This window comes from Comamonas composti DSM 21721, assembly GCF_000429845.1.
Classification (GTDB): Bacteria; Pseudomonadota; Gammaproteobacteria; order Burkholderiales; family Burkholderiaceae_C; genus Comamonas; species Comamonas composti.
This window is the reverse complement of sequence record NZ_AUCQ01000001.1, coordinates 298,176-318,268: the sequence shown is the minus strand read 5'-3', so window position 1 is coordinate 318,268 and position 20,093 is coordinate 298,176. Positions and strand designations below refer to the sequence as shown.

At 63.9% G+C, this 20,093-nt stretch carries 19 protein-coding genes; 14 read left to right on the top strand and 5 right to left on the bottom strand.

Features of this window, described 5'->3' with window-relative positions:
• Nucleotides 1-80: 80 nt before the first annotated feature.
• The gene (gene ggt / locus G486_RS0101405) at nucleotides 81-1,865 is read right to left on the bottom strand and encodes a gamma-glutamyltransferase (RefSeq protein WP_027013918.1); all 1,785 of its coding nucleotides are present in this window, start codon (nucleotides 1,863-1,865) and stop codon (nucleotides 81-83) included.
• Nucleotides 1,866-2,105: 240 nt separating this feature from the next.
• Between ggt and uraH the strand changes: the two genes are divergently transcribed.
• The gene (gene uraH, locus G486_RS0101400) at nucleotides 2,106-2,456 is read left to right on the top strand and encodes a hydroxyisourate hydrolase (protein WP_027013917.1); all 351 of its coding nucleotides are present in this window, start codon (nucleotides 2,106-2,108) and stop codon (nucleotides 2,454-2,456) included.
• A gap of 53 nt (nucleotides 2,457-2,509) precedes the next feature.
• Here uraH and G486_RS0101395 read toward each other — a convergent pair whose 3' ends face one another.
• Complete coding sequence (locus G486_RS0101395) at nucleotides 2,510-2,899, bottom strand: DoxX family protein (protein ID WP_027013916.1); 390 nt, start codon at nucleotides 2,897-2,899, stop codon at nucleotides 2,510-2,512.
• A gap of 407 nt (nucleotides 2,900-3,306) precedes the next feature.
• Between G486_RS0101395 and G486_RS0101385 the strand changes: the two genes are divergently transcribed.
• Entirely contained in the window at nucleotides 3,307-3,891 is a 585-nt protein-coding gene (locus G486_RS0101385; RefSeq protein ID WP_027013915.1) for a BPSL1445 family SYLF domain-containing lipoprotein, read from the top strand.
• A 125-nt stretch (nucleotides 3,892-4,016) separates the two neighbouring features.
• Here the strand turns inward: G486_RS0101385 and G486_RS0101375 are convergent, their stop codons facing one another.
• Nucleotides 4,017-4,427 carry a hypothetical protein gene (locus G486_RS0101375; RefSeq protein ID WP_342667313.1) on the bottom strand — a complete coding sequence of 137 codons (411 nt, stop codon included), beginning with the start codon at nucleotides 4,425-4,427 and terminating at the stop codon, nucleotides 4,017-4,019.
• Nucleotides 4,428-4,875: 448 nt separating this feature from the next.
• Here G486_RS0101375 and G486_RS24755 point away from each other — a divergent pair, with 448 nt between their 5' ends.
• The 10 genes from G486_RS24755 to G486_RS0101325 all read left to right on the top strand — a co-directional run bounded on the left by G486_RS24755 (nucleotide 4,876) and on the right by G486_RS0101325 (nucleotide 17,323).
• Nucleotides 4,876-5,304 carry an XdhC family protein gene (locus tag G486_RS24755; RefSeq protein WP_342667315.1) on the top strand — a complete coding sequence of 143 codons (429 nt, stop codon included), beginning with the start codon at nucleotides 4,876-4,878 and terminating at the stop codon, nucleotides 5,302-5,304.
• A 206-nt stretch (nucleotides 5,305-5,510) separates the two neighbouring features.
• On the top strand, nucleotides 5,511-6,734 hold the full coding sequence (locus tag G486_RS0101365; RefSeq protein WP_027013913.1) for a urate hydroxylase PuuD: 1,224 nt from the start codon (nucleotides 5,511-5,513) through the stop codon (nucleotides 6,732-6,734).
• A 110-nt stretch (nucleotides 6,735-6,844) separates the two neighbouring features.
• A complete protein-coding gene (locus tag G486_RS0101360; protein WP_027013912.1) occupies nucleotides 6,845-7,480 on the top strand; it encodes a Crp/Fnr family transcriptional regulator in 636 nt (211 codons plus the stop codon).
• Nucleotides 7,481-7,562: 82 nt separating this feature from the next.
• Nucleotides 7,563-9,686: a sensor domain-containing diguanylate cyclase gene (locus G486_RS0101355; protein ID WP_027013911.1), complete on the top strand. Its 2,124-nt coding sequence runs from the start codon at nucleotides 7,563-7,565 to the stop codon at nucleotides 9,684-9,686.
• Nucleotides 9,687-10,034: 348 nt separating this feature from the next.
• Nucleotides 10,035-11,588: an ABC transporter ATP-binding protein gene (locus G486_RS0101350; RefSeq protein ID WP_027013910.1), complete on the top strand. Its 1,554-nt coding sequence runs from the start codon at nucleotides 10,035-10,037 to the stop codon at nucleotides 11,586-11,588.
• Entirely contained in the window at nucleotides 11,575-12,666 is a 1,092-nt protein-coding gene (locus G486_RS0101345) for an ABC transporter permease (RefSeq protein ID WP_027013909.1), read from the top strand. The genes G486_RS0101350 and G486_RS0101345 overlap by 14 nt, the downstream gene beginning before the upstream one ends.
• Complete coding sequence (locus tag G486_RS0101340; RefSeq protein WP_027013908.1) at nucleotides 12,666-13,583, top strand: ABC transporter permease; 918 nt, start codon at nucleotides 12,666-12,668, stop codon at nucleotides 13,581-13,583. The genes G486_RS0101345 and G486_RS0101340 overlap by 1 nt, the downstream gene beginning before the upstream one ends.
• 157 nt (nucleotides 13,584-13,740) lie before the next feature.
• Nucleotides 13,741-14,883 carry a BMP family ABC transporter substrate-binding protein gene (locus tag G486_RS0101335; protein WP_027013907.1) on the top strand — a complete coding sequence of 381 codons (1,143 nt, stop codon included), beginning with the start codon at nucleotides 13,741-13,743 and terminating at the stop codon, nucleotides 14,881-14,883.
• A gap of 128 nt (nucleotides 14,884-15,011) precedes the next feature.
• A complete protein-coding gene (locus G486_RS0101330) occupies nucleotides 15,012-16,160 on the top strand; it encodes a BMP family ABC transporter substrate-binding protein (RefSeq protein WP_027013906.1) in 1,149 nt (382 codons plus the stop codon).
• A gap of 113 nt (nucleotides 16,161-16,273) precedes the next feature.
• Nucleotides 16,274-17,323 carry an adenosine deaminase gene (locus G486_RS0101325; RefSeq protein WP_027013905.1) on the top strand — a complete coding sequence of 350 codons (1,050 nt, stop codon included), beginning with the start codon at nucleotides 16,274-16,276 and terminating at the stop codon, nucleotides 17,321-17,323.
• Nucleotides 17,324-17,425: 102 nt separating this feature from the next.
• Here the strand turns inward: G486_RS0101325 and G486_RS0101320 are convergent, their stop codons facing one another.
• Entirely contained in the window at nucleotides 17,426-17,866 is a 441-nt protein-coding gene (locus tag G486_RS0101320) for an HIT family protein (protein ID WP_027013904.1), read from the bottom strand.
• A gap of 176 nt (nucleotides 17,867-18,042) precedes the next feature.
• Between G486_RS0101320 and dcd the strand changes: the two genes are divergently transcribed.
• A complete protein-coding gene (gene dcd, locus G486_RS0101315; RefSeq protein ID WP_027013903.1) occupies nucleotides 18,043-18,609 on the top strand; it encodes a dCTP deaminase in 567 nt (188 codons plus the stop codon).
• Between the two features lie 63 nt (nucleotides 18,610-18,672).
• Here the strand turns inward: dcd and G486_RS0101310 are convergent, their stop codons facing one another.
• The gene (locus tag G486_RS0101310; RefSeq protein ID WP_027013902.1) at nucleotides 18,673-19,614 is read right to left on the bottom strand and encodes a delta(1)-pyrroline-2-carboxylate reductase family protein; all 942 of its coding nucleotides are present in this window, start codon (nucleotides 19,612-19,614) and stop codon (nucleotides 18,673-18,675) included.
• Nucleotides 19,615-19,760: 146 nt separating this feature from the next.
• On the opposite strand from G486_RS0101310, the gene G486_RS23865 reads away from it, so the two are divergent.
• On the top strand, nucleotides 19,761-20,093 hold the full coding sequence (locus tag G486_RS23865) for a hypothetical protein (protein ID WP_169728564.1): 333 nt from the start codon (nucleotides 19,761-19,763) through the stop codon (nucleotides 20,091-20,093).

The following is a 20,093-nucleotide window of genomic DNA, read 5'->3' as shown; positions in this document are numbered from 1 at the left end:
ATGTGCGGCAGCCATGAGCGCGAAAAAAAGCCGTGGCCAGGGCCACGGCTTTTGCATGGGCAGGCTTTTGCGCGGGCCGGTCAGTACCCGAGCGTCTGTCCGTCGGGGTTGCGCGGATCGGATGCGCCATACAGCTTGCCGTCGCGGATCTCAATGGTCTGGGTGCGGCCCATGGCCGGCTTGACGGCAACGTGGTGGCCGCGCGCCTTGAGCAGGTTGATGGTGTCCTGGCTGAAGCCCTTTTCCAGGCGCAGCTCGTCGGGCGTCCACTGGTGGTGAAAGCGCGGCGTGGCCGCAGCCTCGGCAGGGTTCATGCCGAAGTCGATCACATTGCTCACGGTCTGCAGCACGGTGGTGATGATGCGCGCGCCGCCGGGGCTGCCGGTGACCAGCACGGGCTTGCCGTCCTTGAGCACCAGGGTCGGGGTCATGGAGGACAGCGGGCGCTTGCCCGCAGCCACGGCATTCGCCTCGCCGCCCACGAGACCGTAGGCATTGGCCACGCCGGGCTTGGCCGAAAAGTCATCCATCTCGTTGTTCAGCACAATGCCCGTGCCCTTGGCGACGATGCCGGTGCCGAAGTTGGTGTTCAGCGTATAGGTCACGGCCACGGCGTTGCCGGCCTTGTCCACCACGGAGTAGTGCGTGGTCTGGTCGCTCTCGTAGGCTTGCGGCTTGCCGGGCTTGATGCTCTGGGCCGCACGCGCCTTGTTGCCGTCTATGCCGGCCGCGAGCTGGTCGGCATAGGGTTTGGAGACCAGGCCCTTGAGCGGAACCTGCACGAAATCCGGGTCGCCCAGGTATTCGGCGCGGTCGGCATAGGCGAGCTTCATGCTCTCGGCCATGTAGTGCACGCTCTGGGCGCTGTTCACGCCCCACTGGTTCATGGGCCAGCGCTCCATCATGTTGAGGATCTGGATCAGATGGGCTCCGCCCGAGGACGGCGGCGGCATGGTCGCGACCTCATAGCCTCGGTAGCTGCCGCGCACGGGCTGGCGTTCTATGACCTTGTAGCTCTTCAAATCGGCCAGCGTGATGGCGCCTTTGTAGGGGGCCATCTCGGCAGCAATCTTCTGGGCGATGGCTCCTTCGTAGAAGGCCTTGGCACCCTGCTCGGAGATCAGGCGCATGGACTGGGCCAGGTCTTTTTGCACCAGCAGATCGCCGCGCTTGAGTGGCTCGCCATTCTTCCAGAAGATGGCCTGGGTGGCAGGCCAGCGGCCCATGCTCTGCTTCTCCTGCTGCAAGGTCTTGGCCAGGGTCTCGCTGACCGGATAGCCCTTGTCGGCCAGGGCAATGGCCGGCGCGATCACCCTGGACAGCGGAAGGCTCCCCCATTTCCTGAGCGCGTGCTCCATGCCGGCCACGGTGCCGGGCACTCCCACGGCGTAATGCGTGTACAGCGACTTGCCGTCGATGAGCTTGCCCTGGGCGTCCAGGTACATGCCGCGAGAGGCCTGGGAAGGCGCGACCTCGCGAAAGTCCAGCGCCACATCCTTGCCCGACCTGGCGTCGTGCAGCAGCATGAAGCCGCCGCCGCCGATGTTGCCCGCATTGGGCAGGGCCACGGCCAGCGCAAAGCCCATGGCCACGGCTGCATCCACGGCATTGCCGCCCGACTTGAGGATCTCCAGGCCGATGCGCGAGGCCAGCTCCTGCTCGCTGGCGACCATGCCGTTTTCGGCGACCACGGGGTGGAACACGTCCATGTCGAAGTCATAGGCCGCGCTGGCGGCCTGCGCGGCGCTGCTTTGCTCCACAGCCGGTGCGGCAGCGGCCGGGTTGGAGGGGGGATGGCCGCAGGCGGTGAGGCTGAGAAGGGCCAGGGCCAGGCTGCTGGCCAGCAAGCTTGAGCGAAACGGCATCGATACTCCTTGGCTGGTAAAAATTTCGGCCCCTAGTTTAGAAGCTGAAAACACCATGGAGAATCTGAGCTGGAGAAGAGAAAACGGGTATTTTCAGCCCTCCGGTCTCAGGCATGGGGCAGGGACTGTATACACTTTGTCTGCAAGAGTCCTGCATGATGGCTTCGACGACAGGCCCGGTTGCAGGGCGATTGTCAATCCCGCCGGCAGTCTTGCCGCCGCCGTACAGGAGAGAAGCTCATGGGCTTGAGTACCCACGTTTTGGACACCATGCACGGATGCCCGGCCGCCCGTATGGCCGTAGCCTTGTATGCGACCGAGGGTGAGCAGGCCAGGCTCATCAGGCGCTTGCTGCTCAACCACGATGGCCGGGCCGATGAGCCGCTGCTGGACAGCCAGACCCTGAAGTCGGGCACTTATCGTCTGAGCTTCGATGTCGCGGGCTACTTCGATGCCCGTGGCGTGGATCTGCCGCAGCCGCGTTTTCTCAACTGGGTGCACCTGGATTTCGGAGTGGCCCACGAAGGGCGGCACTACCATGTGCCACTGCTGGTCAGCCCCTGGAGCTATTCGACTTACCGAGGCTCTTGAGCCAGGAGTGCATGCCTGCAGGCCAGGCACCGCAACAGGCCCGCTGCAGCTTGCTACTTCCCCGGGGAGTGGCTCATGGCCACGACCAGGGCGCAGACAAAGAAGAAGGCCTGCAGCTCCAGCATCCAGCCGCCGGAGCTGTTGAGCTGGAGGACCTGGCTGGTGTGCACGAGCACGAAGGCCACCAGCATGTTGCCGGCCACGACCAGGGCTGCAGGGACGACCCAGAGGCCGACGAGCAGCAGCAGGGGAGCGACGACTTCGCCGATGTAAACCCCGTAGGCCAGCCAGCCGGGCAGGCCCGTGGCGGAGACCATGCTCTCTATGCCGCCGATGCCATGGCGGATCTTGGCCCAGCCATGAAAGAGCAGCAGTATGGCCAGAGTGGCGCGCAACAGTGCGAGTGCGGCCTTGGGGTGATGAAAGTGGCTCCAGATTTTCATGGGCTGTCTCTGTGTCGATGCGGCAAGTGGCCTGTGCCTGATTTTTGGGTGCGGCGAAAACCTTGAGCATGCATTGTCTCGCTGAATGCTCGCAGCTACCTGTGGCAAGGCGCTTGATCTTGGTCACATGCTTTGCAGCGGGGGGCTGGTACGCTGCTCCAAGTGCCTGTGCAAGAGCCTTGGGTAGGGCAAGATTTCCAGAGTTTGGCGCCTGCTCTTGTAGGCCTGCTTCCCGAGTTGCGCGATATGCGTGTTCAACCATGGGAAACGATCTAGCATGAATACATGTCGCTCAATGGCCTGTGCAACCGCAGGCCCTATCAGCAGGCAAGACGCCGATGACTGGAAGTGACGTCAAAAGAGTCAAACAAGGGGCTTTCCCAAGAACGATAGAAAGGTAGGTTTTCATGCGCACAACTCCTATTCGTACCGTGATCGTGGCGGCAACCCTCGCCGCTGGCAGCCTGGCCATGGTGGGATGCACGACCACCAAGCCCAGCACCACCTCCGCCCCCAAATCGGACAGGACAACGGTCGATGCACGCGCCACAACGGCGCTGGAGCGCCTGTACCAGACGGCGCCGGGCTCCAAGGACATGGTGGCGCGCGCCAAGGGCGTGCTGGTCTTCCCCTCGGTGATCGGTGGCAGCTTTGTGCTGGGCGTGGAGCACGGTACGGGCGTGCTGCGTGTGGCTGGCAAGAACCATGGCTACTACAGCACCACCGGGGCTTCCATAGGCTGGCAGGCCGGCGGCCAGTCCAAGGCCGTGATCTATGTATTCAACACCCAGGAGGCACTCGACAAGTTCAAGGCCAGCAATGGCTGGTCCGTTGGGGCAGATGCCAACGTGACCGTGGGCAAGGTGGGGGCCAATGGCAGCGTGGACACCACCACCGCCCAGGGGCCGGTGACCAGCTATGTGCTGAGCAATGTGGGCCTGGAGGCCGGCGTTTCGCTGCAGGGCTCCAAGATCACCAAGATCGTGGATTGAGCGCAGAGCGTTTTTACGTCAGAGGAACCGGCCACGAGGCCGGTTTTTTCATGGATGCGGCCTCGCTGCCCATCCATGGCGCTGTGCGTTCAAAGCGCTGAAACAGCGAAACGGCTCAGGCGAGGCTAGTTCTGCCCCTCGCTCAGGGTATCGAGTTGAAAGCGTCCCGACTCGTCCCAAAGCCAGGTATCGGTATAGCTGACCCTGGCCAGCCCATGGGGAACAGGGTAGGGGGCGGCCGAGCGGACCGTACGCTCGATTTCGGCCACAACCTCGGGCGCATGGCGCGGCGCACGTATCCAGTGCAGGCGCTGGACACGGCCGTTGCGGTCTATGTCGACCTGCAGCACACCTATGGCGTAGAGCATGGGGGGCAGCTTGCCGGGGTAGATGCGCGATGCGTTGCGCGCATACAGGTGACGTGCGGCTTCGAGGCGGTAGCCTTTGTCCGCGCCGGGCACCGAAGAGGGGGACGTGCCTGTTCCACGGCCCGGAAGCCCTGAGGGGGTGGTGCAGGCGCTGATCAGCGACGCCATGCCCAAGGCCAGGCAAGTCCAAAGCCATGGCTTGCGGTTTGGGCGAGGAGCGTTATGGTTGCAGGGATTGCGTGGGTCCATCATGGGCGAGAGCGTATCCTGAAATCCAAGACCATTCGAGCTGACTTGAACGCAAAGACGCAGCCCGCTCCAAAGCACCGTGGCCCGCGTCTGGCGCGTGATGAAAAAGGGCCTCATGTGGCGTGAGACGCTTCAAAGAATCCGCCAGGAGCTGGCCCAGGCATCCATGTGCTGGGTCCAGGTGCTGTTGGTTCGAGGCTCAGGGTCGCGAGAGCCCGGGGCCTGGTCTTGGCCAGTATTGCGGCGGTGAGGCCGTGCTTGGTTTTGACTGCTTGCTGCAAGGACGTCTGGGCTTGCTGGCGCAGTGTCTTCTGTCGCCCGAAAGCTGGGTGGCGGTCTTCGGGCGGGTCATGAGGGAAGGGCCTTGGTGCGCGTGCTCTCAAGCCTTTCTTATCGGCTGCTCTGGATAGACAGCCGTGAAAGCGTGTTCGAAGAAGGGCAGCGGTCTGACCTACTGGTGCGGTGTGAATACTCGGACCCAGTGCAGTCTGCGGTGGCTGATCTGCCGGCAGGCTCCCAAGTTTTGATCATGAGCTTCAGTCACGCCGAGGAACTGGAAATCCTGATCCAGTGTCTGAAGCGCCAGCGCCTACATGCGGATCTGCCCTTTATCGGTCTCATAGGCAGTGCCAGCAAGTGGAAGGTGTTTCAGCGGCGTCTTGTGCAGCGCGGGTTTGCCGAGCAGGAGCTCGCCCGGGTGACATGTCCGGTAGGTCTGCCCGGCATTGCAGGCAAGGGGCCCGAAGTCATCGCCGTGGCCGCGGCGGTTCAGTTGTTGCAACGGCGGACTTTTTGAGCGAATCAGGGAAAGTTCTAGGCCGGAAAATGAGCTCGCCAACGCTCGATGCAGGCAGTTTTGCATACACTTTGTGCTTACAGACAGGTCGCAGCGGTGCCCCGGCTCATCAGGTCGGAAAGCGTGGCCATGGTTTCTGCTCAGAGTGCCCGCCGTGGTGAGCAGTTTGTAGAAGGCGGTCCTGAAGACCCCCAGGGCGGAGCACCATGGAAAGCTATCTACTGGACTGGGCCAGCCTGCTGCTGCGCTGGTTGCATGTAATCACTGCCATTGCCTGGGTGGGCTCCTCGTTTTACTTCGTGTTTCTCGACAGCAGTCTCACACCGCCGGTGAACGAGGACTTGAGAAAGCAGGGTGTCAATGGCGAGCTCTGGGCCGTGCACGGCGGAGGCTTCTACCATCCCGTGAAGTTCAATGTGGCGCCACCCAGGCTGCCAACGCATTTGCACTGGTTCTTCTGGGAGAGCTACAGCACTTGGCTTTCGGGTTTTGCGCTGCTCACGGTGTCCTATCTGTGGAATGCCGATGTCTATCTGGTGAATCCGGCCAACCCGCTGATGTCGTCGAATCTGGCAATTGCGGCGGCGCTGGCTTTTTTGCTGCTGTTCTGGCTGCTGTATGACGGCATTTGCCGTATCTTTGGTCAGCGTGAAAAGGGCGAGCCCATTGTTGCTGCCCTGGTGCTGGCCCTGGTCTGTGTTGCCACCTACCTGGCCTGCCATCTCTTTCCGGGTCAGGCTGCATTCCTGCTCATGGGGGCCATGCTGGCCACGTCCATGAGCGCCAACGTGTTCTTCTGGATCATTCCCGGTCAGCGCACCGTGGTAGCGGACCTCAAGGCCGGGCGGACTGTGGATCCTATACATGGCAAGCGCGGCAAGCAGCGCAGCGTGCACAACACGTACTTCACCCTGCCCGTGCTGTTCGCGATGCTTTCCAATCACTATGGCTGGCTCTACAGCCACGAGCTCAATTGGCTGGTGCTGATTCTCATGATGTTTGCCGGTGCGGCCATACGCCAGTTCTTTGTGATGCGCCATGGCTATCTGCTGGGGCGCAACTCCCATCCATGGCCTTATGCCCTGGCCGGGGTGCTGGTGCTGCTGGGCACGATTGCCTGGCTCAGACCCATGCCTGTCGAGAGCTCGGCACGTCCTGCCCCGGTGGAGACGGCCGCCGTCGGGCCTACAGGCTATGCGCAGCTGGCTGGCCTTTTTGCGCAGCATTGCGTGGTTTGCCATGGTGCGGCCGTACAGCAGAAAAACGTGCGCCTGGATTCGCCACAGGAGGTCAAGGCCCACGCTGTCCAGATCTACCAGCAGGTGGTACAGCTCAGAAAAATGCCGTTTGGCAATCCCGATGCTCTGAGCCAGGAGGAGCGCCAGATGATCAGGCAATGGTTTGAAAGCGGTGCCCGGGTGGGACCATAGGGCGTACGTGCTCTTGCCAGAGGCCGGGAGGTGATTGAGAAAGTCAATGTGACACGGGTTTTTGATATTCCTCAAGGTCGGAGGTCGTAACAGCCGGCAAAGTAAGCCTCATGTTTGCCTTGCCCTCCTTGAAGCCTTTTGCTTCCAAGACTGGAACATCCCAGGTGTTTGCTGCAGGCACCTGGTTGAGACAGCGTCGCCAGGTCGCTGAGACCGCAATGTACCTGGAGCGCGGTCGCGTGCTGCTCGGTGTCGGTCAGGATGGGCAACTGCGCCACCAACTGGGCGTGGTGGAAGGGCCGGCCTGGCTGGATGCTGCTTTTGCGTTGCAGGGACGCAGTTGCTGTCTTGACATGCTGGCTGACACTGAAGTGCGCGTTCTACAGCAATCCCAGTCGGAGCTCGCTTGTGCCGTATCCGAGCTGCCGCATCAGGCCCAAGCCTTGCTGCAGGATGTGTCCAAGGTGTATTGCACACAGATCGAGCTTACGGTCAGTCGCCTGTCCAAGGACGCCGAAGCGCGGTGCGCCCAGTGGCTTTTGCACCACGCAAAGCCCAGCGAGCAGGGCGGACTCAGAGTCATTCTCCATCTGCGCAAGCGTTTGATAGCAGCTCAGCTGGGCATTGCGCCCGAGACCTTTTCGCGTGTGCTGCGCCAGTTGCGCGATCACGGCCTGATCGCCGGCAGGGGCAGCGTCATCGACCTGCCCAAACCTGCTGCTCTCGAAGTGCTGGCTGTAGGCTGAGAGCGCAATGTGACGAGGCCCGTACCTCGCTGCGGGTTCGACCCATTGGCGGCATGATCCGTATGCATATATTGAACGGGCCATGTCGACTGACGCCCGTCAACCCTTGCTCCCGCAGCCGCCTGGACCTCGCTGGTCGAGGTCTGCCCTCTGGCCGTTCGGCCCCATAGTCGCCAAGCTGCTGGCGCTGGTGGCGGCTGCCGTGCTGATCCTGGGCGGGGCTCTTTCCTGGTGGGTTTCGCACACGGTGCAGCAGCAAACCCTGGCCCGTGCCATTCCCCTTCAGGCCGATGCCGTGGACCTCGTGGCGCGCCTGCTGGCCGCGCGCCTGGATCAGCAGCAAAAGCTCGCGCAGACTCTGGCCCAGGGACTGTTGTCCCGCAATCTCGATCCCGCCTGGCTCTTGGCCCAGCGTGGCAGTGCTTCGTTGTTGAATCTGTTCGATGGGTTGCTGCTGGCGGATATGCAGGGCCGGCCCCTGCTTCAACTGGGGGGCTCCAGGCTGGAGCCGTACACCCAGGCTCAGCCTGAGATGCTGGCTCTGGCACGCCAGAGTCTGAGTGAGGGAAAGCCCATGCTCATGGCCCAGGCCCACAAGGGCAGCGAGCCGGGGCAGATGGACATTGTGCATGCCATGCCGCTGCGCCTGGAGGGGGGCGAGGTTGGCGGAGCGCTGCTGCTCTCCTCCCATATGTCGACCCAGCCCTTGCTGCCTCCAAGCACGGAGGCAGCGAACGCCCATAGCCGCTTTCTGGTCCTGGCACGCGATGGTCAGGTGCTGGCCCCGGTGGAAAATGGTTCCCGCTTTGCAGGTCTGGCGTCGGAGCCTGGGCTCGGAGGCGATTGGCCGAGCAGTGTTGCGACGAGGGCCATGCAGACCCGCGTCATGAGCGAGCAGCGCGACGGCTATCTTGTGACTTCGGTGGGCATGCCCTTGCCGCAGTGGCTGGTGGTCAAGATCACGCCCATGGAGCGGCTGGTTCCGGGACTGTCCCAGCGTGAGCAATGGCAGATTGCGCTGATCTTGCTGGTCGCAGCGGTGGTGCTGGTGCTGGCCCTGGTGTTTCTCACTCACCCGTGGAGCACCTTGTTCAGGCGGGCGCGGCTTTGGCTCGCGGGTGATTCCCATGCCTTGGCAGGCATGGCAAGAGTGCAGACCGAAGGTGCTGTGTGGCCGGCCTCATGGGGTGAGGCTGGCGTACTATGGCAGGTCCTGCAAAAGCTGGAACTGCAGGGCGGCGAGCTCAGGCGCTCGCTGGACCAACTGCAGGCCCTGGTCGATCATGCGCCGCTGGGCCTTCTGGTTACGCGCGAAGGGCGGCTCGACCAGGTCGGGCTGCAGGCCGCGCGCATGCTCGGCTATCAGCCGCAGGAGCTGCTGGGCCAGCACTTGAGCCTGCTGTGCCTGTCCGGCGAGATGCATGCCAACCTGCAGGAGCAGGTCAGCAAGGACTTGAAGATGTATGGGCACTTCGACAGCGAACACCGTTTTTTGCGCAAGAACGGCAGCCCTGTCTGGGTGCGCATGCACGGCCGGAGCATGCAAAGCCTGCAGCGCAGCGCCAGACCGCTGGCCGCTGCGGCGGGAGATTCCTCCCTGGTCTGGGTGGTGGAGGACGTGACGGTACAGCGCATGGCCCGCGGGCAACCGGGCTGGAAGGCCTTGCACGATCCCTTGACCTGCTTGCCGAATCGCGAAGCCTTCTTGCTGCATCTGCATGACTGGCTGCAGGAGTGCGCGTTCGCCGATGCCCAGGCCCAGGCCCAGGCTCGGGGGGACGGGGTGAGCATGCAGAGTCCGGGTATTTTGCTATATCTGGATCTGGATCACTTTGCCCATGTGAACCAGAAGGATGGTCATGAGGCCGGGGACCTGATGCTGTGCCATATGGCCACAACCATAGACAGCGTCGTGCGTCCTCACGGCTGGGTGGCGCGCCTCGGAGGGGACGAATTCGCCGTACTGCTGGCCGATGTGTCGGGTGAACAGGGCATGGGACTGGCCCAGAGCCTGTGCATGGCTGTGCAGAACTGGCGGGGGCTGCACGAAGGCCAGCCTTATCTCATGGGCGTGAGCATAGGCATGGTCGTGCTCGATGCAAGCCTGCATACGGCGGCGAGTGCGCTGCGGGCCGCCGACATGGCCTGCTATACGGCCAAGCGCAGGGGCCGTGGCTGCGTAGAGCTGCACTCCTTGCATTCCTGATTGAGATCTCTCGGCGTCGCAATGCGGCTGGCACGCTGGCGCCAGCCGCTCGCGCAGCAGGGGGCATCCGGTGCGGCTGGGCGGGGCGATGAAAGACGCTCTTACAATCTCTGCCTTTTTCATGTGGCTTTTTGCGCCTTCGCCTGTTGGTCGTCTCTCTCCGTCCTGACGAAGGCAGGTCTGGGGTGCTGCGCACCTTGCCTCGGGCTTTGTTGCGGCCAATCCGGGCGCCGGCCAGTGGCCGAGAGCGCTTTGCAGCAGATGCAAGAGCATGTGAAACAGCCGGGTCCGAGCCTGAGGTAAGTGGTTGGCAGCAGTGGGCTGCGAAAATTGAAAGACAATTCAGCGATGAATCCCTCAGAACCTGCTTCTGCGCCGCATTTGCCTGCACCCAGGCTGCGGCTGGAAGGCATTTCCAAGCGTTATCCGGCCGTGATCGCCAACAATGGCGTCTCTCTGTCGGTGGGCGCTGGCTCCGTGCACGCCATCTTGGGCGAGAACGGGGCCGGCAAGTCCACGCTGATGAAAATCATCTACGGCGCCGTCAAGCCCGATGAAGGCCGTATTCATATCGACGGCAAGCCGGTGCAGATCCGCAACCCCCAGGAGGCGCGCCAGCTGGGGATTGCCATGGTGTTCCAGCATTTCAGTCTGTTCGATACGCTGTCCGTGGCCGAGAACGTCTGGCTGGGCCTGGACAAAAGCCTGCCACTGTCCGAGGTCGTGGAGCGCATCCAGACCACGGCCAGCGACTATGGACTGGAAGTCGATCCCCATCGACCCGTACATACGCTGAGCGTGGGCGAGATGCAGCGCGTGGAAATCATCCGCGCCCTGCTCACCCATCCGCGCGTGCTGATTCTGGACGAACCTACCTCGGTGCTCACTCCCCAGGCCGTGGAAAAGCTGTTCGTGGTGTTGCGCCGCCTGGCTTCCGAGGGCTGCTCCATCCTCTACATCAGCCACAAGCTGCACGAAATACGCTCGCTGTGCACGGCCTGCACGGTGTTGCGCGCGGGCGAGGTCACGGGCGTCTGCAATCCGGGCGAGGAGAGCAATGCCTCGCTGTCGCGCATGATGATTGGCGCGGAGCCGCCGCAGCTCGGCGCCCGCAAGACCCGGGCTGGGCAGAGCGTGCTCAAGGTCGAGGGGCTGGGCCTGCGAAGCAGCGATCCCTTTGGCGTGGACCTGCAGTCCATGAGCTTTGAGGTACGCGCGGGCGAGGTCGTGGGCATTGCCGGGGTTTCGGGCAATGGCCAAAAGGAGCTGCTGTACGCGCTTTCGGGCGAGGACACGCGAGCCGCTCCCTCGATGATCCAGATGCAGGGGCAGAACGTAGGCCGCATGGGCCCGGCCCGGCGCCGCGCCCTGGGCCTGCACTTCGTACCCGAGGAACGACTGGGCCGGGGCGCCGTGCCCAGCATGGGGCTGGCCCACAACCTGCTGCTCACGCGCAAGACGGCCCTGGGGCCCTGGGGCTGGATCCGCATGGGGCGCCTTCAGGAGCAGGCCCAGGGCATCATCGAGCGCTTTAACGTCAAGGCCGGCGGGCCGCATGCGCCGGCCCAGTCGCTGTCGGGCGGCAACCTGCAGAAATTCATTGTCGGCCGCGAGATCGATGCCAGGCCCAGTCTGCTCATCATCTCCCAGCCCACCTGGGGCGTGGATGTGGGTGCGGCTGCGCAGATCCGGGATGCGATATTGCAGCTGAGCGACGAAGGCTGTGCCGTGCTCGTGCTCAGCGAGGAGTTGGACGAATTGTTTGAAATCAGTGACCGCCTGCATGTGGTGGCCAAGGGCCGGCTGTCGCCTTCGGTGGCGCGCGAGCAGGCCAGCGTGCAGCAGATTGGCGAATGGATGAGCGGCCTGTGGGATACGGGAGGCACGCATGTTCAAGCTTGAGCAACGCCCCCAGGCCTCCAGGCTCTGGACCTATGGCTCGCCGCTGCTGGCCCTGATCGTGACCGTGCTCGTCGGCGTGGGGCTGTTCGCACTGCTGGGCAAGGATCCCATGAGCGGTCTGCAGGCCTTCTTCTGGGAGCCCATCAAATCCGGCTATGCCCTGGGCGAGCTCGCCGTCAAGGCCACGCCGCTGCTGCTCATCGCGCTGGGCCTGGCCGTGTGCTTTCGCTCCAATGTCTGGAACATCGGCGCCGAAGGCCAGTTCGTCATCGGTGCCGTGGCTGCGGGCGGCATGGCCTTACTGGCCGACAAGAATACCGGGCCCTGGATCGTGCCGGCCATCTTGCTGGCAGGCATGCTGGGCGGCATGGTCTGGGCAGGGCTCGTGGCCTTGCTGCGCGACCGCTTCAATGCGAATGAGATTCTGGTCAGTCTGATGCTGGTCTATGTGGCCACCTTCTTTCTGAGCTTTCTGGTCTATGGGCCCTGGAAGGATCCCATGGGCTACAACTTCCCCCAGACCAAGACCTTTGAGCGCGTCACGCAGATTCCCCGGCTGGTCCAGGGCATGCGCGTCAACATCGGCCTGTTGCTGGCCCTGGGCTCGGCGGCTTTGCTGTGGGTGTTTCTATTCCGCACGCGAGCGGGATTTGCGCTGCAGGTCGGCGGTCTCGCGCCGGCAGCGGCCCGCTATGCGGGCTTTTCTTCGCGCAGCGCGCTGTGGACGGCCTTGCTGATCTCGGGCGCTGCAGCCGGTCTTGCGGGCGCACTCGAAGTGGCCGGTCCCCTGGGCCAGCTCACGCCCCACGTGCCTGCTGGCTATGGCTTTGCAGCCATCATCGTGGCCTTTGTGGGCCGCCTGCATCCCGTGGGCATGATTTTTTCCGCGATTCTCATGAGCATGTTCTATATCGGGGGGGAACTGGCCCAGTCGCGCCTGGGCCTGCCCAAGGCGCTGACCGGCGTGTTCCAGGGCCTGCTGCTGTTCTCCCTGCTGGCCTGCGACACCCTCGTGGCTTACCGCCTGCGCTGGGTGACACGCAAGACCCCGGCTGCTGCCGCCAGGAAAGGCCTGTGATGGAAACCTATGCTCTGCTTTTGGGCTCCACGCTGAGCGCAGGCACGGTGCTGGCGCTGGCGGCCCTGGGCCTTTTGATCAACGAAAAGGCCGGCATCGTCAACCTGGGCGCCGAGGGCATGATGCTGTGCGCGGCCATTGCAGGCTTTGCGACCGTGGTCCACACGGGCAGCACGGCCCTGGGCTTTGTGGCCGGCATGGCAGCAGGCGCCTTGCTGGCAGCCCTGTTTGGCTGGCTGGTGATCTGGCTCAACACCAACCAGTATGCAACGGGGCTGGCGCTGACGCTGTTCGGTGCAGGCTTTTCGGCCTTCGTGGGCCTGGGCTATGTGCAGGCGCAGATGCCCGAGCGCCCGAAGTTCGCGGTTCCCTTTTTGGCCGATCTGCCCGTGGTCGGCGATGCCCTGTTTCGCCTGCATCCGCTGGTCTATGGGGCTGTGGTCCTGGCTGCGGTCATGGTCTGGTTCCTGTACCGCACGCGTGCGGGGCTGGTGCTGCGCGCCGTGGGCGAGTCGCCCCAGTCGGCCCATGCACTCGGCTATCCCGTGCGCGGCATACGCCTGGCGGCCGTGATGTTCGGCGGGGCACTGTGCGGGCTGGCCGGCGCCTATATCTCCACGGTCTACACGCCCATGTGGGTCGAGGGCATGGTCTCGGGCCGGGGCTGGATTGCGCTGGCCCTGACCACGTTTGCGACCTGGAGGCCTGCGCGCGTGCTGCTCGGGGCCTATCTGTTCGGCGGCGTGACCATGCTGCAGTTCCATCTGCAGGCCACGGGAGTGCAGGTGGCGAGCCAGTTGCTGTCCATGCTGCCTTATCTGGCGACCATCGTGGTGCTGGTGCTGATTTCGCGCAATCCGGCCTGGATTCGCGCGAACATGCCGGCTTCGCTGGGCAAGCCGTTCTATCCTGGATGAGGCATGCCCTCTGAGTCGCTGCGCGCGCCATCCCCCCGGAGCGGGACGACAGCCTCGCTGCGGGGCTGTCCGCCATGACACCGGGCCTGATTTCAGGCACAAGTCTTGCGACGCCAAAACAATTGATTGACTTGAAACAACCAAAAGAGGATTTGAGATGACGACAAAGCGTGCCCTGATCAAGATGATCGGCCTGTCGGCTGTTTCCCTGGCCGCGCTCACGGCCTGCGGCAAGAAGGACGATGCGCCCGCAGCACCTGCGGCCGAGGCGCCCGCGCCTGCAGCAGCGGCCGAAAAGCTCAAGATCGGCTTCATGTACGTGAGCCCGGTGGGTGATGGCGGCTGGACCTTCCAGCATGAGCTGGCACGCAAGGCGATCCAGGAGAAGTTCGGCGACAGGATCGAGACCGCGATGGTCGAGTCCGTGCCCGAGAGTGCGGACTCCGAGCGTGTGATGCGCGACATGGTGGGCCAGGGCAATGGGCTGATCTTCGCGACCAGCTTCGGCTATCAGGAGTTCGTGCAAAAGGTCGCGGCCGACATGCCCCAGGTCCGCTTCGAGCATGCGACGGGCTACAAGCAGGCCGACAACGTGGCCATCTACGATGCCAAGACCTTTGAGGGCGCGTATCTGGCCGGCATCGTGGCCGGCGGCATGAGCAAGACCAAGACCGTGGGCGTGGTGGCCTCGGTGCCCATCCCCGAAGTGGTGCGCAATATCAACAGCTTTGTGCTGGGCGCGCAAAGTGTGGACCCCGCGATCAAGGCCAAGGTGGTCTGGGTCAACGAATGGTTTGCCCCGCCCAAGGAGTCCGAGGCTGCAGCCACGCTGATCAATGGCGGCGTGGACGTGCTCTACCAGAACACCAATTCGCCGGCCGTGCTCAAGACGGCCGAGGAGCGCGGTGCGCGCGCCTTCGGCAAGGATGGCGACATGAGCGCGTTTGCGCCCAAGGCCCATCTGGGCTCGGCCGTGATCGACTGGACGCCCTATTACAGCAAGGTGGTGCAGGACACCCTGGACGGCCAGTGGCCTGCGGGCTCGTTCTGGTGGGGCGTGAAGGAGGGGGCCATGGACCTCGTGAAGATCGCCGACGATGTGCCCCAGGACATCCTCGACAAGGTGGGCAAGGCGCGCGATGGTCTCAAGGACGGCAGCTTTGCGGTCTGGACCGGCCCCATCAAGGACAACAGCGGCAAGGAGGTGCTGGGAGCAGGCCAGGTCGCCGATGATGCCTTTCTCACGGGCATCAACTTCTACGTGAACGGCGTCGAGGGCAAGGTGCCCGGCGCCCAGTAATCCACACGACCCGGGCCGCGACAATACCAAAAGCAATGGCGAGGGCCAGTGCTTTGTGTCTAGATTGGCGGGCCTTTGTGCCCGGCCATGGCGGCCATCTTTTCGACCCATCCATCCAAGGAATCATGATGACCGATCTTCAAAAACGCTCCATGCTCAAGGCTGCGGCCCTGAGCGCCGTGGCCGCCGCAGCCCTGGTGGGCTGCGGGAAAAAGGACGAGCCTGCAGCGCCTGTGGCCGCTCCCGAGGCTCCGGCCGCTGCTGCCGCCGAGCCCTTGAAGATCGGCTTTTCCTATGTGGGCCCCGTGGGCGACGGCGGCTACTCGTTTGCCCACGACCAGGGCCGCAAGGCGCTGGAGGCCGAGTTCGGCGACAAGATCAAGACCACGTTCGTCGAGAGCGTGTCCGAGGGTGCGGATGCCGAGCGTGTGCTGCGCGGCATGGCGGCCGACGGCAACCAACTGATCTTTGGCACGACCTTTGGCTACATGGAGCCCATCCAGAAGATTGCGCCGGACTTCCCCGATGTGAAGTTCGAGCATGCCACTGGCTACAAGACCGCAGCCAATGTGAGCACCTACGACAGCCGCACCTACGAGGGCGCGTATCTGGCCGGCATCGTGGCCGGTGCGATGACGCAAAGCAATGTGCTGGGCGTGGTGGGGTCGGTGCCTATCCCCGAGGTGCTGCGCAACATCAACAGCTTCACGCTGGGCGCCCAGTCCATGAACCCGAACATCAAGACCCGCGTGGTTTGGGTCAATGAATGGTTTGCGCCTCCCAAGGAGACCGAGGCTGCGACCTCGCTGATCAATGGCGGCGCCGACATCCTGTTCCAGAACACCGACTCGGCGGCGGTGATCAAGACTGCCGAGGAAAAGGGCAAGCGCGCCTTCGGCTGGGACTCGGACATGAAGGCCTATGGGCCCAAGGCCCACCTGGCATCGGCCGTGATCAACTGGGGTCCGTACTACATACAGACCACGCGTGAAGTCATGGAAGGCAAGTGGAGCAGCCGCCAGACCTGGTGGGGTGTGAAGGAGGGCGCGATCGACCTGGTCTCGCTGGCCGACGATGTGCCCGAAAACGCCAAGGCGCGCATCGAGGAGGTGAAGAAGGGCCTCAAGGACGGCAGCTTCCATATCTGGCAGGGCCCGATTGCCGGTCAGGATGACAAGCCCGTGGTCGAGGCCGGCAAGGTCGCGGACGACTCGTTCCTCACCAGCATCAACTTCTTCGTCAAGGGCGTGGAAGGCACGGTTCCGGGCTCCAAGTAAGCCCGACCCAGCTGAGCAATGCGGGCTGTCGGAGCCAGGCAGCCCACCGCACCGGGTGGATCGTCTGCCCGGCGCAAGATCTTTGGAGCCCGTCCATGAATTCCATGCCCGACATGGCCTCCATTCCCCCGGTTCCCCGCGAGCGCCTGCCGGCGCTGCTGCGTGCCATGCCCAAGGCCGAGCTGCATCTGCACATCGAAGGCACGCTGGAGCCCGAGCTGATCTTTGCGCTGGCGCAGCGCAACCAGGTGCGTCTGCCCTATGCGAGCGTGCAAGCGCTGCGCGAGGCCTATGCGTTCACCGACCTGCAGAGCTTTCTCGACATCTACTACGCGGGCGCCAGCGTGCTGTTGCACGAGCAGGACTTCTACGACATGGCGCGCGCCTATCTGGAGCGCGCAGCGCGTGACAACGTCGTCCATGCCGAGATCTTCTTCGATCCCCAGACCCATACCCAGCGCGGCGTGGCCATGCAGGCCGTGGTCAACGGCCTGTACCGCGCCTGCCGGGATGCAGAGCGCGAGCTGGGCATTTCCTCGGCGCTGATCCTGAGCTTTCTGCGCCATCTGAGCGAAGAGGATGCTTTTGCCACGCTGCAGGCCGCGCTGCCGCTGCGCGAGCGCTTCATCGGCGTGGGCCTGGACAGCAGCGAGCTGGGCAATCCGCCCGAAAAGTTCGAGCGCGTGTTCGCACGCTGCCGCGAGCTGGGTCTGCATGTGGTGGCCCATGCGGGCGAGGAGGGGCCGCCCGCCTATATCCGGGACGCGCTGGACAGGCTCGGGGCCGAGCGCATCGACCATGGTGTGCAGGCCATCCAGGATGCGGCACTCATGCAGCGCCTGGCGCGCGAGGCCGTGCCGCTCACGGTCTGCCCGCTGTCCAACCTCAAGCTGTGCGTGGTCGGCGATCTGGCCCGGCACCCGCTGCCACAGCTGCTGGCGCAAGGCCTCAAGGTCACGGTCAACTCCGATGATCCCGCGTACTTCGGTGGCTATGTGAACGACAACTTCGTGCAGCTCTTCGAGGCCACGGCCATGGACGCAGGCCAGGCCTGGCAGCTTGCGGTCAACAGCTTCGAGGCCAGCTTTGTGACGCCCGCCCAGCGCGCGCCATGGATGCAGCAGCTGAGGGCCGTATTCGAGCGCTTTGCCCGGGCTGCATAGGCTGCTCAATCAAAAAAGGAGCTGCTAGCGCTTGCTATATATGGGTTTCAGATGCTTTCATGCCTGAAACCTAATGTTGGCAAGTGCTTGCAGCTCTCTTTTTTATTGCAATACTTCGCGCAGACGCTGGGCATAGCCAGCCAGCGCCTCGGGGCCGGGCTCCTTGCGCGGCCAGCCCAGGGATACGCCATCGTTCTCATGGCGCGGCAGCACATGCAGGTGAAAGTGAAACACCGTCTGGCCGCCGGCTGCGCCATTGGCCTGGAACAGGCTGATGCCGTCGGGGTCGAAGGCTTTTTGCACGGCGGCGGCCACGCGCTGGGCCGTGCGCATCACGGCGCCAGCCTCCTCGGGTGTGAGATCGAGCAGGGTCACGGCATGGCGCTTGGCCGCGACCAGCACATGGCCGGGGTTGACCTGGCCGATGTCCATGAAGGCAATCGTGAGTTCGTCCTCATACACCTTGGCGCTGGGAATCTGGCCTGCGACCAGGCGGCAGAAAATGCATTCGCCGGGCGGCGAGGTGTCTACGAACATGGGCATGGAAGTCTCCTTTTTCTGGGGGAATGGTGCAATCGACCGAGCATCTTATGCATGTTCAGCCCTTGCCTGCATGACGCAAGCTTGTCCCATGCGAGCGCAGCTTTGTTTCTCGCTCACAATAGAGGCTTTGCGCCAGGGCCCGGGCTTTGGTGCGGCACTGAAAATTAGGACTGCCCATGAGCATTAAGAGCGACAAATGGATTCGTCGCATGGCCGAGCAGCACGGCATGATCGAGCCCTTCGAGCCGGGCCAGGTCCGCGAGGTTGATGGCAAGAAGATCATCAGCTACGGCACCAGCAGCTACGGTTACGACATACGCTGCGCGCCCGAATTCAAGGTCTTCACCAACATCCACAGCACCGTGGTCGACCCCAAGAACTTCGACGAGAAGAGCTTTGTCGACTTCGAGGGCGACAGCTGCATCATCCCGCCCAACAGCTTTGCGCTGGCGCGCACCGTGGAGTACTTTCGCATTCCGCGCAACGTGCTCACCATCTGCCTGGGCAAGAGCACCTATGCGCGCTGCGGCATCATTGTCAACGTCACGCCCTTCGAGCCCGAATGGGAGGGCTATGTGACGCTGGAGTTCTCCAACACCACACCGCTGCCTGCGCGCATCTATGCGGGAGAAGGCTGCGCCCAGGTGCTGTTCTTCGAGAGCGACGAGGTCTGCGAGGTCAGCTACAAGGACCGCGGCGGCAAATACCAGGGCCAGCATGGCGTGACCCTGCCCAAGGCCTGAGCCAGCACGGTTTTCTTGATGCGACAAGGCCCGCTGCTGGCGGGCCTTGTCGCATCTGCGGGCTCAACCGCCCTGGGCCTGGCGCAGCGCTAAACGGGTCGCCGCGAGGTCCCAGCCGCCCCAGCCGCAGTTCTTGAACAGCACGGGCCTGGTGGGGCGCGGCCAGGGCTTGCGTACCACATCGCCCAGCGTGGGCAGGGGCGGCACATCTATGCCGGCCTGCAGCAGGTCGCCGGCCTCATGAGCAGCGTCGGCCGTGTCCACCACGATATGGCCCCGGGCCTGGAGGTCGCGGCACAGCTCGGGCGAGAGCTCCACCATGCGCGGCGTAAACGCTCCCACGGCCGAGATGAAGGCGTCCTCGCGTGGCGCATGGCGCAGCACCACGGCCTGGGCCGGCGTGCAGGTCACGATCAGCGGGCAGTGCCGGGCTGCGTCATCGGCGTCATCGGCCACATGGGCGCGCAGCCCCAGGGCCTGGGCCTGCTTCGCAAGCGCCTGGGCGCTGCTGCGGCTGCGCGAGGCGATCCAGACCTCTTCAAGCTCCAGCCCCGCCGCAAAGGCCTGCAAATGGGCGGCTCCCTGAACCCCGGCGCCCACGATAAGCAGCGGCCCGCGCGGATTGGGCGCCAGGCGCTGGGCTGCGAGCAGGGAGACTGCGGCCGTGCGCCTGGCCGAGACCACGGGGCCGTCCAGGATCAGGCAGCGCTCGCCCGTGAGCACGTCGAACACCACCACATCCCCCTGGATGACGGGCCTGGCCGACCCTGCGTTTGCCGGCGTGAAACTGATCAGCTTGGTCATGGCGATACGCGTGTCGCTGGCCGGCATGCAAAAAAGGCAGGCCCCTTCGGGCAGGGGCATGATGATGCGCGGCGGCACCTGGACCTCATGCACCTGCATCAGCAGGGCGGCGATTTCCTCGGCCAGAGGGTTCCAGGGCAGCAGCCCAGCCGTGGTCTGGGCGCAGGATGCGGCGAGAGGCGGATGTGTGATGGTGCTCATGAGCGGGGAATGTACACAAGGGCCGTGGTCCAGGAATGGGTGTCAGTGCTTGCCATGGCAATAAGTCATGGAGGGCGCGGGCATTGAAGGCACAATGCGGGGTTGGCACTGCCTGCCATTCATTTTGTTCAGATCCGTGCCCAGACATGCCTCATCCAGAACCACCCTTGAATCCAGCTCCTGCGCGCGTAGAGCCGCGCTGGAGAGAGGCCACCATACCAGCACCTGCTGCGGCGCCTGTCGCCGTTCGGCCTGCGGCTTCGCCGCCCCAGGCTCGTGCCGACGAGTCCCGCTCGCTGCAGGCGTCGGCTGCCGCTTCGGCCAGGCGCATGCCGCGCTGGCTGGTCTGGCTGGCTGCTGTCCTGGGCCTTTGCCTGGTCGCACTGCTGCTGGGGCTGATGGCCCAACTGGCCACCGATCAGGTCCGGCGCAACACGGCTGTAGCCATGATCGGGCACAGCGGTCCTGGCGCCCTGTGA